The 15,230-nt window shown below is 43.3% G+C and carries 13 protein-coding genes and 2 tRNA genes; 2 read left to right on the plus strand and 13 right to left on the minus strand.

Going from position 1 to position 15,230, the window contains the following annotated elements; genetic code table 11:
* Positions 1-406: 406 nt before the first annotated feature.
* Positions 407-676: a 30S ribosomal protein S15 gene (gene rpsO / locus HXT55_RS06460; protein ID WP_004111957.1), complete on the minus strand. Its 270-nt coding sequence runs from the start codon at positions 674-676 to the stop codon at positions 407-409.
* A 145-nt stretch (positions 677-821) separates the two neighbouring features.
* A complete protein-coding gene (locus HXT55_RS06465; RefSeq protein ID WP_009994439.1) occupies positions 822-1,502 on the minus strand; it encodes a DedA family protein in 681 nt (226 codons plus the stop codon).
* A 377-nt stretch (positions 1,503-1,879) separates the two neighbouring features.
* Between HXT55_RS06465 and HXT55_RS06470 the strand changes: the two genes are divergently transcribed.
* Together HXT55_RS06470 and HXT55_RS06475 are read left to right on the plus strand one after the other, a co-directional pair.
* Positions 1,880-2,527, plus strand: a complete 648-nt coding sequence (locus tag HXT55_RS06470) for a hypothetical protein (protein WP_004111953.1) — start codon at positions 1,880-1,882, stop codon at positions 2,525-2,527.
* 163 nt (positions 2,528-2,690) lie between these two features.
* Positions 2,691-2,763 (plus strand) — tRNA-Ala (locus HXT55_RS06475).
* Positions 2,764-3,074: 311 nt separating this feature from the next.
* On the opposite strand, the gene HXT55_RS06480 is transcribed toward HXT55_RS06475, so the two are convergent.
* The 11 genes from HXT55_RS06480 to rplU form a co-directional block, all read right to left on the minus strand.
* The gene (locus HXT55_RS06480) at positions 3,075-5,054 is read right to left on the minus strand and encodes a serine/threonine protein kinase (protein WP_421792746.1); all 1,980 of its coding nucleotides are present in this window, start codon (positions 5,052-5,054) and stop codon (positions 3,075-3,077) included.
* Between the two features lie 157 nt (positions 5,055-5,211).
* Positions 5,212-6,570, minus strand: a complete 1,359-nt coding sequence (murA, locus tag HXT55_RS06485) for a UDP-N-acetylglucosamine 1-carboxyvinyltransferase (protein ID WP_004111949.1) — start codon at positions 6,568-6,570, stop codon at positions 5,212-5,214.
* Positions 6,571-6,658: 88 nt separating this feature from the next.
* Positions 6,659-8,068 carry a metallophosphoesterase gene (locus tag HXT55_RS06490; protein WP_421792748.1) on the minus strand — a complete coding sequence of 470 codons (1,410 nt, stop codon included), beginning with the start codon at positions 8,066-8,068 and terminating at the stop codon, positions 6,659-6,661.
* 484 nt (positions 8,069-8,552) lie between these two features.
* Positions 8,553-9,407 carry a transcription termination/antitermination protein NusG gene (gene nusG / locus HXT55_RS06495; RefSeq protein WP_004118345.1) on the minus strand — a complete coding sequence of 285 codons (855 nt, stop codon included), beginning with the start codon at positions 9,405-9,407 and terminating at the stop codon, positions 8,553-8,555.
* 28 nt (positions 9,408-9,435) lie between these two features.
* Positions 9,436-9,651: a preprotein translocase subunit SecE gene (secE, locus tag HXT55_RS06500; RefSeq protein ID WP_004111941.1), complete on the minus strand. Its 216-nt coding sequence runs from the start codon at positions 9,649-9,651 to the stop codon at positions 9,436-9,438.
* A 38-nt stretch (positions 9,652-9,689) separates the two neighbouring features.
* Positions 9,690-9,765, minus strand: a tRNA-Trp gene (locus HXT55_RS06505).
* A gap of 183 nt (positions 9,766-9,948) precedes the next feature.
* A complete protein-coding gene (locus tag HXT55_RS06510) occupies positions 9,949-11,211 on the minus strand; it encodes a pyridoxal phosphate-dependent aminotransferase (RefSeq protein ID WP_421792750.1) in 1,263 nt (420 codons plus the stop codon).
* A 401-nt stretch (positions 11,212-11,612) separates the two neighbouring features.
* Positions 11,613-12,758 (minus strand): glutamate 5-kinase, encoded by a 1,146-nt coding sequence (gene proB / locus HXT55_RS06515; protein ID WP_014554788.1) that lies wholly within the window; start codon positions 12,756-12,758, stop codon positions 11,613-11,615.
* Complete coding sequence (obgE, locus tag HXT55_RS06520; protein ID WP_004111934.1) at positions 12,759-14,423, minus strand: GTPase ObgE; 1,665 nt, start codon at positions 14,421-14,423, stop codon at positions 12,759-12,761.
* A 209-nt stretch (positions 14,424-14,632) separates the two neighbouring features.
* Positions 14,633-14,884 carry a 50S ribosomal protein L27 gene (gene rpmA / locus HXT55_RS06525; protein WP_004106248.1) on the minus strand — a complete coding sequence of 84 codons (252 nt, stop codon included), beginning with the start codon at positions 14,882-14,884 and terminating at the stop codon, positions 14,633-14,635.
* 33 nt (positions 14,885-14,917) lie between these two features.
* On the minus strand, positions 14,918-15,226 hold the full coding sequence (gene rplU, locus HXT55_RS06530; protein WP_004111933.1) for a 50S ribosomal protein L21: 309 nt from the start codon (positions 15,224-15,226) through the stop codon (positions 14,918-14,920).
* Positions 15,227-15,230: the final 4 nt, after the last annotated feature.

Consider the following 15,230-nt stretch of genomic DNA (forward strand, 5'->3'; position numbering starts at 1 on the left):
TCAACCAACATGCGTAATAACATTGACAACTTCGCTTTTGTTATTTGTTTACCTCTAACATCCACGCGAATTTGCAAATTTGCATATGCCAATGTTTCTTTTCGTAGTGTTTTTTGTTTCGGCTACTTCAATCATCCATATTCAATTATGCTTCTAAATCTTCAGTTATAAATCTTATGAATCCTAAATTCTAAAATCCAAAAATATAAGTCTCTACAATATTTTCTATAGTTTTTCCATAACTCTACAAATTAGACACTATAAGTCTGTTTAAAACTAATAGATTTAATTCAAGCTTTTCTATTCTACTTCAAACCCACTAAAACCGATAAACCCGATAAATACATAATGAAAATATTCATCATGAAAATATAAAAGCCCGAGCTTATGCCCGGGCAAAAAAGACTTATCGACGCAATCCGAGTCGATCGATCAAAGAACGATAACGGTTGATGTCTACACGCTTCAAATAATCAAGAAGACGACGACGATCACCAATCATGAGCATCATACCACGACGAGAGTGGTGATCATGCTTATGCTCCTTCAAGTGATCAGTAAGGTCAGCAATACGCTTGCTCAACAAAGCAACCTGGACCTCTGGGGAACCCGTGTCACCCTCATGTGTCGCGTATTCGTTGATGATGCTCTTCTTATCTTCAGCCGTCAATGCCACGGCGTCCTCCTTAATATCACTGCGCGGTGCTGCAACCTTATGATGCAGCGCTCTCAATCCGCGGGCGTTACACGCCAAGTGTTGATTCTACAACAACGTGTTAACAAGATTAATTCGATTGAATACTCGTAATTCTACTAATACCCTACTTCTCCAAACATTTCTTAGCTTTGTTAGCAGCATGAGCTTTATAAAGTCCAATAAACGTTGGTACAAGAGAAATCAGCAGAATCGCCACTATAACAAGCTCAAAATTCTTCTGAACAAAAGGAATATTGCCGAAGAAATATCCGAGCATTGTAAAAAGCGACGACCATACCACTCCACCAAGAATCGAGAAAGGAGTAAAACGAGTCCAACGCATTCCAGAAATACCCGAAATAAAAGGCATAAAAGTTCGTATAAACGGGAAAAACCTACCTAAAAACACAGCAAGAGGACCCCATTTATCAATCATCTTCTCTGTTTTAGCAACGCGTTCTGGAGTCAATGCCTTAACTTTACCAGATTCAACAATTCTTCTGCCGAAAAAGTGTCCGATGAAATAATTGCACTGGTCGCCAACAATAGGTGCTATCCACACAACCGCGAGCAAAAGCATAAGCGGAAGAGAACTTTTACCAGTTTGCGAATCTGGAGCAGCAAAGAATCCTGCTGCAAAAAGCAAAGAATCTCCAGGCAAAAATGGGAAAAACACAACGCCTGTTTCAATAAAAACGATTAAGAATATCAATCCCAAAGCAGGAGCTGTACCTATAGCAATCCAACCAGCTATAGCTGAACGCGGGTCTTTAAGAAGATTAAGAATAAAATGAATAAATCCCATAAGAATACCTAAAATCCTGTTTTGTAGTGCCGTGTTGCACTTTTTATGCACGCATTTTGCGCGGATTAACAATTATATTGCACGCTTTAGATTATGAGATTATGATTTGAATCCTGAATTTGTTTCCTTAAAACCGATATTTGACTACAAAACCAAGAACGCTAGCGCACTTACCGTGCACACGCAACACAGACTAACGATTAAACATGCTGATTAACAAGATGATTAACAAGCTAACGATTCGAGATTTTTTACAGACAATCAGGCGTTTTTCGCGTATATTTTATTTTGCTGGTAATGTAGTCATTGAGAATTTGATATTACAAATTTGATCTAGCTTTAAAGTGTTTAACGCGTTTAAAGGAGAGTGGCAAAAGATGGATCAGCGTAAAGCAAACACTGATGCTAACGCAGATAAAACACTTGAATCACCTAACGAATTGGAATCTGAGCTATCGATAGCAGATATTTCCAAACGTCACTCTAATCCTAAACGCTGGATACTCTACTTTGCAGTGCTTCTAGCAGCAATAGTCATTCCATATTGGATAGGTAGAACATTAGCAGTACAACACACTTCATGGGTTGTTCAACATTATTCTGGTTTAACACCACAAGGCGTTGTGTTTATAGCATGGGTTACAACCGTTGCAACAGCTACAACACTAGCAATGGCATTAATAGAGTCTAAAAAATGGCTGTGGAGATTTTTATTCGTTATTTTTCTAACGATTGAACAATTTATAAGCGGCTTATGCTTGCTAAGACTAAGCTTTTGGTACTCAACATACGTCGTTTATGGGTCTGCAGCTGGACTAGCTAATGCAGCAAACCTTGGAATAATATCTGCAGGATTTGGCGTTGCTGTATACGCTGTTTTATTCGTAGGACTACTTGTAATAGTGCCTAAAACATCACGCTTAAATGTGCTGACTTGCAGCTGGGCATCATTTATAATGTTCTATACTATTGAAGTCTTAGCGATTCTTGTGGTGATTTTTGGCGGATTTATGACAGCAATGTAGCTTCCACATATGCATACTAAATGTGTGCACTATATGAAAATACAAATAAGCATTAGGCGCATTATTATTGACATTTAAACGTTTTTTGCAACACTCCATACTGGTTTAGCATTGTACTTTTACGCACCTTGTAGTACAGTGTGCAGAGTTGTTGTAGAACAATGGGGCTATAGCTCAGTTGGTAGAGCGCTTCGTTCGCATCGAAGAGGTCGTGGTTTCGATTACCATTAGCTCCACTAAGCCCACTGCATTCATTCCACCGCAGTGGGCTTTTTCTTTTCTTACTTACTATTGCGCGATTCCTTGTTTGCTGTTGCGCGAAGTTTGAGTATTTCTCTCCTCGCAAGTCCCGTCGCTACGCTCCTCTTTTATTGCTCGTATAGAAATACATCAAACCTTCTGAATATCTAAAACTTTTGCGTATCTTTCATCACCGAGATTCTCGATTTTTCTTGCTTCTTCAGCGAATCACCATTTCATGCTGAGGTTCGCTTCATCCGCTGCAAAAAATCTCGAATCTCCACCGCACCTAGTGAATCCTTAAACATCAAATATCGCCATTGTCAAATATATTTTCAATTGAATCAATTAACGGATCTGCTTGGCTCATTATTTGCTTAACTCTATTGTCAACGTTTTTATTTTGCGACTTTATAGATCGCGCTAAATCTAACGCGTCGTCAAAAATATTTTCAATACTATCTTGACTAACAGCATAAGACTTAAATAAACTAATCCACGATTTTAGCGAATTAAAAACAAGTTCACACGCATCTATTTTTACAATCTCGTTCTGATTTTTCTTAGCATTTTCAATAAAATTATGCAATTTCGTAATATAATCAACATTTTGCGGCTTGTATTTTCCTTCCGCATAAGATGCAAAGCCTAAATACTCACTTCCAATCGAATAATACATTGATGCCAACTCATAGTCTCTTGATTTAACACCTTTTAACGCTTCTTTAAACCATTCAGACGCTGCTGTTATGCGAGTTTTTCTATTTGAATCACTAACTTCTTCCCCGTTTTCAACGCTATAGTACCAATATGCTTTGCCCACGGATAAGCACAACTCATACCAATCTTCAGATTTTTTAAGCATGTTTTTATACTCATTGATCAATGCTGTAAAATCTTCTCTTTCATCAAGAGTCCACCGAAAATCTTCAATTTGATGCACTAAAAGTCTGAGTATTGGTTGAATGGAAAGCGGCTGAATATTGGCATTAAAAAGTTTTATTTGCAATCGCATGGCTTGCTTAACATTTTGAATCACCTGCTTAGAATCCATTGATTTTGCCGCTGTTCTCATGTAGTTTTTATATTTTTCAACATCACTTATTTTCTCTATAGCATTCTTGTTTCTTTTTTCACGATTGTCACGAGCCACTCGCGCATAATCATTTTTTCGACTATTTATTTGACTATTTGATGTTAAAGAATGCAACGATGTTCCTATCAAAAAGCAGCCAATAATCACCATTAGTATGCAGCAAATAATTTTGATTACAATATTTCGATAACTATTCCTACCACTCTTTTTATGACTATTTTTACGGATACTCCTACGGCTACTCTTACGCCTATCGCGACGATTATTCTTATAATGATTTACACGCGACCTGATATTTTCTATACCCTCTACGTCGGAATCTAAATTGTCACCTAAATAATTTTCTAAGCAATCCTCTAACGACTGAGCAAATTCTTTACAATCCGCATAACGCTCCAAAGGATTTTCTAACATGGCGCGCATTAAAACAGCTTGAAGATCGTTAGCAAAACCACCATCAGCTAAGTCGAAGTTAGTAAAGTGCTTTGTAGCATCATAATGCTCTGAGTTTTCTGAGTCTATAGTCTTATTATCAGAAAAACATTTACCCGTAAGAGCAAACCACAATGTAGCACCAAGAGAATACACATCAGTAAAAACGCCTATTTTGGATTCAGGCTTAAAAAGTTCTGGAGCAGCAAATCCACGAGTAGCAAAACGCGCATCTTGTTTAAATCTGCTTGGTTGCACCAACACACCATCTTTATTTTTAATTTCTAATGCAGATCCAAAGTCAATTAAATAAACTTTTGAATCCGCACAAAGCATAATGTTAGATGGTTTTAAATCACAATAAACAATAGAAGGATTAAGTGAATGAAGATATTGCAATAAGCCACACAATCGTATACCTAAATTACACACTTCGGCAGGACTCATAACACCTTCTTGTAAAATCATTGATTTTAAAGAAAATCCGTCAACATAGTCGCGAACAGCGTATGCTCTGCCATTCTCCTCAAAAAAATCAACAATTCTAGGTATAGAAGGATGATTGCAATGATTTAAAACCTCAACTTCTGCGCGCAAAGACTGCAAAATCAAGGCTTTTTTATCGTCATCAAAATCAGTAGCAGTTTCTTTTATAGCCCACTGCTTATGAAGAACATTATCTACCGCAAGATAAACAGTAGATGTTCCTCCAGCTCCAAGTTTTCCGAGAATCTGATATCTTCCGCCCACACAAACCATATTTGCCGCACTTTCATAAAATCAAAATGACAATAATCCTGTGCTGCAAACTTTATAGACTAATTTGCGTATTGAAAATACTTATAGAACAATGTGTACCAAAGCCATCAAAACCCTAGAAAAATAAGGGAAAAGTTATCCACATTGCTCACATTGCTCAATCAATATCCGCGCCAAGAGCAGTCAACTTACCGCGGAAATCTGCATAACCACGGTCAATAAGCGAAATACCCTTAACATTAGATGGACCCTTAGCTGCAAGAGCCGCAATAAGATGACTAAAACCGCCTCGCAAATCAGGAACATCAATATCTTGACCAGTAAGAGGCGTCGGACCAAAAATCACAGCAGAATGCTTGTAATTTCGCTGCTGGAATCGGCAAGGAAGAGAACCTAAGCACTCGCGATACAACTGAATCATAGCGCCCATTTGAACAAGCGGTTTTGTAAAGCCAAAACGATTTTCATAAACAGTTTCGTGAACAATACTCAAACCTTTAGCTTGAGTTAAAGCAACAACAAGAGGCTGCTGCCAATCAGTCATAAAACCAGGATGGACATCGGTTTCAATAGCAACAGGATGCAAATCACCACCCGGATGCCAGAATCGAATACCGTTATCAGTAACGTCAAACTGACCACCAACTTTACGGAACACGTTTAAGAAGGTCATCATCTCTGGCTGAGTAGCCCCTTTAATAAACACGTCACCATGAGTTGCGAGCGCAGCAGAAGCCCAAGATGCTGCCTCAATCCTATCTGTTAAAGCCGTATGATTGTAGCCTTGAAGCTTATCAACGCCCTCAATCCTAAATGTTCGATCAACGTCTACAGAAATAATAGCGCCCATTTTTTGCAAAACAGCCACCAAATCCATAATTTCTGGCTCAATTGCAGCACCCGAAAGCTCTGTTTTACCTTCTGCAAGCACGGCTGCAAGAAGAGTTTGCTCAGTGGCACCAACCGATGGATAAGGTAGATGAATTTTAGTGCCATGCAAGCCGTTAGGAGCAGTAATATGAATACCATCCTCATGATCTTTATCTACATTCGCACCAAGTTTACGCAAAGTTTCAAGATGGAAATCTATTGGACGCCCTCCAATATTGCACCCACCTAAAGCTGGGATAAAAGCCTCACCAAGTCTGTGAAGAAGCGGACCAGAGAAGAGAATAGGTATTCTCGAAGATCCTGATAATGTATCTACGTCTGCAACATCAGCAAGCTGAACGTTGCTTGCGTCAATACTAACAACGCCTGCAGCGCCATCAACATCTACGTTTACTCCATGCAAACGCAGCAAATCAGAAACAACGTGAACATCTCTGATTTCTGGAACATTCTTTAACACGGATTTCCCAGGAGCAAGCAAAGCTGCAACCATTGCTTTACTAACAAAGTTTTTTGCACCACGAACTTTAATAGCTCCGTTAAGCGGCTTGCCACCTTCTACATGCAAAACGTCTGCAGCGTCAATGCCACTTTCGTTCTGTTCAGCCGTATTATGCGCAGACACATTTACCTCTTTCGTTTGCAACTAAAACTAATCACTATAATACCGACATGCGTGCCAATAACACATACCAATTCGAGCATTAACCAAGCTACTTTGCTGCGCGAGACCGCCATCTTCTCAATAGCCTTGCAAAAAGCGAAGGTTTTTGCAATAAATCTACTTCTGGCAAATCGTGATCGCAATCCGCGTTTAGACCATAAGTATACGCCTTTTTAGACGAAGGTTTTCCAACTAAATCACCAAATTCAAGCATTTGCGTTCTAGGCTCGTATGGGTGACGTATGTCAAATTCGATAAGTCTTGCACCACATTTAGATGCAGCTGGCCCATAAGATCCAAAACCACACGTTGCAGTAGACATAAGTAGCATATCCGAATCTTTACAACGTCCAGCAAACGCGTTTCTGTGATCATGCCCTGCGCAGAAAGCGAAAGTGCCAATCTTTTGCAAAATATCATATTCCCCACTGTCTTTATCTGGGCAACTCACACCTTCTCCAAGATAACCATCTGGCAAAACGCGATTATCGTCTAAAGCATAATATCTCCCAGCAAAACGCCTGTACCCCTCAATCGCATGTTCCTGAGACGCATAATCTTTAGAAACTTCACGCATTAAACCATAGTATTGAGGAAGAGGAAAATGCTGGAAAACACAGAATTTTGGAGGCAATAACTTTGGCAAATTTCTCAAAAAATCAAGTGCCTTATCCGAAGGTTTCCCATAACCTCCACTCTTCTCATAATCTCCAGAATTAACCAAAACTAATGAAAATACAACATTTTCCTGATTCACATCCATAACTGGAAGCGCAAACGTACCAGCTTCACAAGGAAAAATAATTTGATTTGGCAATATGCATTTAGTGGATTGCAAAGCTGCAACATTGCAACTAGAAGAATCATAATTATTCGACTTGTTTTGCGAAGAACGGTTCATGCAACCCTTAAACTCTTGATACAAAGAATCCAATTCTTCGTTGCTTAATCCACATTGAAAATCATGGTTTCCGTAAGTCAGCGCCCATGGAATTGAACGCTCTTCCAAAGGCTTCACCATACGCTTAATGTGCTCAATAACTTTTTTTCGCGTTGCATCTAGTTTTTCTGCATACGACTCATCCTTAGGCGAGTAATTATCAGAAAATCGTCCTGAGGAAGAGTCGAAAGCCTCCGAAGACCAGCGTCTGCGTACAAATGTATCCGCAAAATCTTTAACATATCCAGCAATTTGATTACCCGTAAAAATCACAATATCTGGCTTAACAGCATCACAAGCGGACTCTATAAGCCTAATTGTATCTTTGCTAATTTTTGGAGCATCCTGAACATCTGCAAACTGCAAAACACGAAATTTGCCAGAAAGATGGAATTGCAATTTACCTAATCGTGCAGAAATAGACATCGGCAAATTAGCCGATTCAGAAGAATTAGCCGATTCAGAAGTGGGTAAAACTTTAGACTCATCGCTATTCGTAGATTCTGCAATTTCTGACATGATTCAAGCATACGGCACATCAGAGAACAGTATCAACAAAAGATTTAACAAAATTCAAAGAATTTAACGCGAAATTATTAAGACTGCACTCGAACTACAGAAAAATAAAGAAATATACACAAAAATGGCGAAACGTAGAGATTTTTTACAAGATTTTCAGGTAATTCACAGGCAATAACATCTTTGTCTTAAGTAAAGGATGCCTATTATAGAGACATCAAGGAAAAAGCAAATCAACATAACGAATGATTTGCAAGAACTAATAACTGAACCTCTCTTCTTCTCTTCTCTTTCATAACCCCGGGTTAATAGCTCGGGGTTTTTGATTAAATTATAAAAAATTACATTACAAAATTACGGATTATTCCCCCCCCCCCAAAAAAAACAAAGCAAAACAAAAGTCGGGATGCAGCAAACACCACACCCCGACTTATGCACTGATAAAATCAGATACGCGCAACAATCACAAAACGCGCATTAAAAATCAAACAATAGGCTCTACCTGGTTAAATCCAAGCTCCACAGGAGTTTCGCGACCGAAGATAGAAACAAGAACCGTAAGCTTCTGCGTTGTAGGATCCACATCCGATACCACGGCAGCCATAGTCGCAAATGGGCCATCGGTAACTGTAACTTGATCGCCAACCTTGTAAGCCACCTCAACGGTACGCTTACGAGCCGCAGCAGGCTTATCTCCAGCCTTCTTCAAAGCCTCAGACGCAATCATAGGAGCCATCATATCGATAACTTCCTTACGGCTAAGAGGAGCAGGCTCCTTAGATGGGCCAACAAAACCAGTAACGCCTTCAGTTTCGCGCACAATACGACGAGCATTCTCATCTGGCCACATACGAATAAGCACATAACCTGGAACGCGAACGCGGGTAATAACCTTCTTACCCTTGTCGGTGTGCTTTTCAACCTCTTCCATTGGCACTTCAATCTGGAAAATCTTGTCTTCCAAACCAAAGCTTTGTACACGAGATTCAACGTTAGTTTTAACGCGCTTCTCGTAGCCAGAATAGGTGTGGAGAACGTACCACTTGCCTTCAAGAGTGCGCAAAGTCTTAGAGAATTCCGCAACAGCGGCAGCACCAGCATCTGTAGGATCAACTTCTTGCGCAGCGGAAGAATCGCCAGCAACCGTTTCAGCAGGCTCAGCAGGAGACTCGGTCTCACCAGCTACGTTTTCACTATTTTCAGAAGCATCTTCTACGACAACAGTATCTGCAGCATCTGCGTTCTCAACATTTGCAGCATCAACCGAAATATCAGCTGCGTCAAAATCCGCAAGATCATTCACAGAATCAACATTTTCGAGATTCAACTCGTCAGTCATATTCGCACACCCTCAAAATTCGTTGAAATCAGCCAAACAGCCACATAACAGACTTACCCAAACCGAAGTCCATAACAGTGACGAAAACCATCAAGAAAATAACAAAAATAAACACGGAAGCTGACCAAGCAAACAATTCCTTGCCGTGAGGAGCAACGACTTTGCGAGTCTCATCAATAGTTTGCTTAATGAACATGCCAATACGCATGAACAAATTCGGCTTCTTCTCTTTTGCCTTGGCCATGCTTGAATCCTTCGTTTGAAAATTGTTAACAATAAAACTGGCAGGGACGGCGGGACTCGAACCCACAACCTACGGTTTTGGAGACCGTTGCGCTACCAATTGCGCCACATCCCTAGGTGAACTTGCTAATCATACCTTAAAAAGATTGACTTGGCAAAACCGCCAAATAGATATGTTAGCGGAAGGGCAAGATTTAAGGGTTTTATTATGATTAGCGAGTGTCGCTAAACGCGCGGTTGCTGGCGACTTTTGCGCGCGTAAACAACGCGCTGGCGCCTTTAAAACGCGCTGGCGCCTTTAAAACGCGCTGCCGCCTTCAATCCACTGCTTCATACGCCTCATACCTTCGGCAAGCTGACTGTCTGCTAAAGCACACGAGAATCGCAAGTGGCCAGGCGCACCAAAAGCCTCTCCAGGAACAGCGGCAACATGCGCTTCATCAAGAAGCATTTGCGCAAGCACAGACGACGTGCCTGGAATCTTAGAATCCTTGCCCATCGGGCGATCAAGTAGTGCCTCAACGTTTGCAAACGCGTAGAAAGCTCCGTGCGAAAGAGGGCAAGTCACGCCATCAATATCGTTTAACGCCTGCACAATAGCCTTGCGACGAGCATCGAAGGAATCACGCATTTTTGCAACTTCATCTAAGGTCCCACCAACCGCTGCAAGAGCTGATCGCTGTGAAATATTGGAAACGTTAGACGTCATGTGGCTTTGAAGCTTAATCGCAGCTTTTGCGACATCAAGCGGCGCAACCATCCAGCCAACACGCCAACCTGGCATTGCGTACGTTTTAGCAACACCGTTCAAAACAAGCAGCTGGTCGCGCACTTCTGGCACTTCTACGCCAATATACGACGTTTTTACGCCGTCGTAATGCAAGTGCTCGTAAATCTCGTCGGAAAGCACCCAAATATGGTGTTTTACAGCCCATTCGCCAATCGCGCGAATCGTTTGTGCGCTCCAAATAGCGCCTGTTGGATTAGAAGGCGAAGTTACAATAATCGCACGCGTGCGTGGGGTACGAGCCGCCTCAATCGCCTCAATATCTGGCTCAAAACCGCGATCCGCGCCAGACATAACAGGCACAGGCACACCACCTGCAAGTTTTACTGCCTCTGGGTAGCTTGTCCAATATGGCGCTGGGATTATAACTTCATCGCCATCGTTTAACAAAATCTGGCATGCTTCGTAAACAGCTTGTTTGCCGCCATTCGTTACAACAACTTGATTTAGAGAAACATCGTAGCCAGAATCGCGCTTGACTTTGCGCGCAATCGCCTCGCGAAGCTCTGGAAGACCAGCCGTAGCCGTGTACTTGTAGTTTTTTGGGTCTTTGCATGCGGCGGCTGCGGCTTCAACAATGTAGAGCGGCGTTGGAAAATCAGGTTCGCCTGCGCCGAAGCTAATAACGTCGATTCCTGCGGCTTTCATTGCTTTTGCTTTGCCATCTACAGCAAGCGTTGCACTCGGTGCCACTTTGTTAATGCGATTGCTCATAGAGCGCCATTGAGAGTTTGATGCGTTTGCTGCCGTATTTGCTGCGATATTTTCTGCCATACTCTACAGTGTAACCATTACACGTTATTTCCCGAAAATGCACCAAGTGATGTAGAGATTCGAGATTTTTTGCCGCGAGCGAGGTGAGCCTCAGCGCCGAAAGGTGGTGACTCGCCGAGAGAGCAAGAAAAATCGAGAATCTCGGTGATTAAGCTATACACAATTGCTCAAGCATGTAAGAGGGCTGGGTGATTCTTGGTCGAACAGTATAAGAGCGGCAGCCGATACCAAATAATCCAATGATCAACCACTACAAATAAACTTCAACCAAAAAACAAAATCAAAGCCAAAACGGAACAACCGCAACTCTAGACTACACGTAATAGGCGGAGCGTTGTGAGACAAGAATTAGCCAGCCCTCTCGCAACAGTAGGTAAGAAAAACGCAAAAGCAAGCAAATGCTATAAAAGCACAAGATTGTCGCGATGCACCACAGGATGCGCGTATTGCCGCCCCAAAGTCGCCTCTAAATCGTCTGTTGTAAGCCCCATTACCTGCGGTATCTCATCTGAATCAAATGCAACTAGCCCTTTGGCTAAATGATTGCCATGCTCGTCATCAATCCACACTGGATCACTTGCAGAAAAGTCACCAGCAACCCCTACGATTCCAGCAGCCAGCAGGCTTGCTTTCCCTCCTCGAACAGCTGCAGCTGCACCAGAATCTACAATAATCGAGCCATGCGGATTAGACGCAAAACCAATCCAAAGTCTTCTGGAAGACGCGCGCGAATTTAGTGGCGCGAACACGGTTCCAACTGCTTTCCCCGATAGTGCGCCCTCCGCGTTACTAGCACATGTCAAAAGCGTTGGGATTCCAGAAACAGCAGCAACGTGCGCTGCATCCATCTTGGTTATCATTCCGCCTGTGCCTACACCCGAAATGCTGGAGCCAACTTTAACATCATCTAACGCGCGCGTAACATCGGGAACAAAACCAATCCGCTTAGCATCTGGTTCGCTAGGCGGAGCCGTGTAAAGCGCGTCAACATCTGTTAAAAGAACCAGCGCATCTGCTCGCACAATGTTCGCCACAAGCGCCGCAAGCCTATCGTTATCACCAAAACGTATTTCGTTGCTAGACAGAGCGTCGTTTTCGTTTACGATTGGCACAACGCCCAATTCTAGCAGCCTAAGCATTGTGCGTTGGGCATTACGATAACGCGAAGGGCTTATAGTAACGTCTGCCGTTAGTAGCATTTGCCCTACTCTTATGCCGAATTCAGCAAATGCTGACTCATATTGGTACATGAGCAAGCCTTGTCCAACTGATGCTGTTGCTTGCTGAGTCGGCACATCTTTAGGACGTTCATTAAAACCAAGTAGTCCAAATCCCGCTGCGATAGCACCAGAAGATACTAAAACTACATTAGCTCCAGACATTTGAGCACGGCTAATAGCCGTAACAAGAGCACGTAATTTTTGCACGTCTAAATGACCAGATAAGTCTGTAAGCGAGCTAGAGCCAACTTTTACGACTATTGTGTTCGCATTGCTAATTGAACGCCGAATCTCATCTTCGGTAGGCTCAACTGCCTTATTAATCATTTACTCACCACGTCCAAATAAACTCTGCTCATCGTGTTTGTCGTCATCTACCGATGGATCTGCCCAATGACCTTGCTTTCTCTCCGCCATCATCGCATCTCTCACAGCGCTCTTTGCATCCATCATCATGTGATAATCGCGTCTGCGCTCCGCATTCGTGCGCCTTGCGCCACGCGGGTCATTTGCTTCAAGTCGCAAGTCTTTTCCACGCGCGCCCAAGCTAGCGCCGTCCAAACCTTCCGCACCTGCTGCAATGCTTGGATCCCAGTCGAAGCAAACCATGCGGTTTCCGCGACCAATCCTAATCTCGTCTCCTGGTCGCGCACCCTTCTTGCGCAACTCGTCTTCTACACCAAGTTTTGCTAGGCGATCCGCCAAATAGCCAACTGCCTCGTCGTTGTCGAAGTTTGTTTGCACAACCCAACGCTCTGGCTTAGCGCCCGTAACAGTAAACCAGAAGTCGCCATTTTTGTCTTCTTCGCGCTCGATTGTAAAGTCGCTAGCACTTCCGCGGCCGTCATCTCTGCGTCGTCTCAATGCTGGCTGTTCAAGCGGCTGAATAACGACTCGCTCTTCTTCGCGTGCCGCCTCTTGCTCGGCAAGCTTTTCGCGCATACTAGCCACCATCTTTCCAAGCGCAAAACCAAGCTCTTTCAAGCCTTCGTGAGACGCAGTAGAAATCTCAAAAACTGGAAAGCCCATTTTTTCAAAGTCGCTTCGCACAAATTCTGCCAACTCTTTTGCCTCTGGCACATCAATCTTGTTTAGCACGATAATTCGCGGACGCTCTGGAATCGGAATTGCTCCAAGCGGCAAATCCAACTTGTTTGCGTATTGAGAAAGCTCGTGTTCCAAAGCCTTATAATCGCTGATTGGGTCGCGATTTGGCTCTAACGTTGCGCAATCGATTACGTGGGCGATTATTTCCGTGCGCTCAATGTGGCGCAAAAATTCTAGCCCAAGCCCTTTTCCTTCGGAAGCTCCTGGAATAAGACCTGGCACGTCTGCGATTGTGTAGCGGTATTCGCCAAAGCTGACCACACCAAGATTTGGAACAAGCGTTGTAAACGGATAATCTGCGATTTTTGGCTTTGCAGCGCTGATTGAAGCTACAAGACTTGACTTTCCTGCAGACGGGAAGCCCACTAGCGCCACGTCTGCTATCGACTTTAGTTCTAGGATTACGTCTCGTTCTTCACCAGGTTCGCCTAGTAGTGCAAAACCTGGAGCGCGGCGAGTTTTATTGGCAAGAGCGGCGTTTCCAAGCCCGCCTGCTCCTCCTGCTGCGACTACGAATGTGTCGCCTACGTGTTGCAAATCAGCCAAAACGTTGCCTGGCTTTTTTTGCGCGCCCGATGCACCCTTCGCCTCAAAAATTACGGTTCCGACTGGCACTGGCAACATAAGGTCTTCTCCTTTGGAGCCGTCCTTTGTATCACCTAGACCCATTGTGCCACTCTGCGCTACGCGATGTGGCATGAATCGGTAGTCGAGTAGGCTGTTAGCGTTGCGATCGGCTACGAATATAACGCTTCCGCCATTTCCGCCATTTCCGCCATTTGGACCTGCAAGTGGCTTGTATTTTTCTCTGCGCACGCCTGCGGATCCATTGCCGCCGTCGCCGCCTTTAACATGTACCGTTACTCGATCTACAAAATCGCTCATAACTTTTACCTTACTTGATGCTCAATACTCGCCAGATTTGCCTGCGTTTGTTTACGTTTTGGTCGATCTTGGAAACAAACACAAGATCATTTCCCGATTTTGTAGCTCAAAACGCCAAAATCAACAACAAAAAACGTCAATACTCGCCAGATTTGCAAAAACAAAAAAGCCGCACCGAACGGGGTGCGGCTAGAAGATTAATGAGTTACTCAGGCGGTAACTACGTCTACAACCTTGCGATCGCGACGAATGCCGAACTTCACATTGCCGTCCACCAAAGCGTACAGCGTGTGATCCTTACCCAAAGCAACGTTCTGTCCTGCATGGAACTTGGTGCCGCGCTGGCGAACAATAATGTTTCCAGCCACAACAGCTTCTCCACCGAACTTCTTAACGCCAAGATATTGCGCCTGTGAGTCGCGACCGTTGCGCGAGCTAGACGCACCCTTCTTATGTGCCATCTTGCTGTCCTTTCAGGTTTATAACACCGTCAATCAGGCGATGGCCGTGATCTTGACGAGAGTCAACTTCTGACGATGACCCTTGCGGCGAGCCACGCCAGTCTTGTTCTTATACTTCATAATGCTAATCTTTGGACCCTTAGCTTCGTCGTTAAGAACTTCTGCCTTAACTGTGATCTTTGCAAGATCCTTAGCGCTTAAGGTCACCTTAGCACCGTCAACAACGAGCGCGACCGGGAATTCCACGGTATCGCCCTTCTTTGCATCGAGACGGTTTACGAGGATGGCGTCTCCAACCTCAACCTTCTCTTGATGGCCACCGGCCTTCACAATCGCGTACATAATT

Origin of the sequence: Gardnerella sp. KA00718 (genome assembly GCF_049244285.1) — a bacterium.
GTDB lineage: Bacteria > Actinomycetota > Actinomycetes > Actinomycetales > Bifidobacteriaceae > Bifidobacterium > Bifidobacterium vaginale.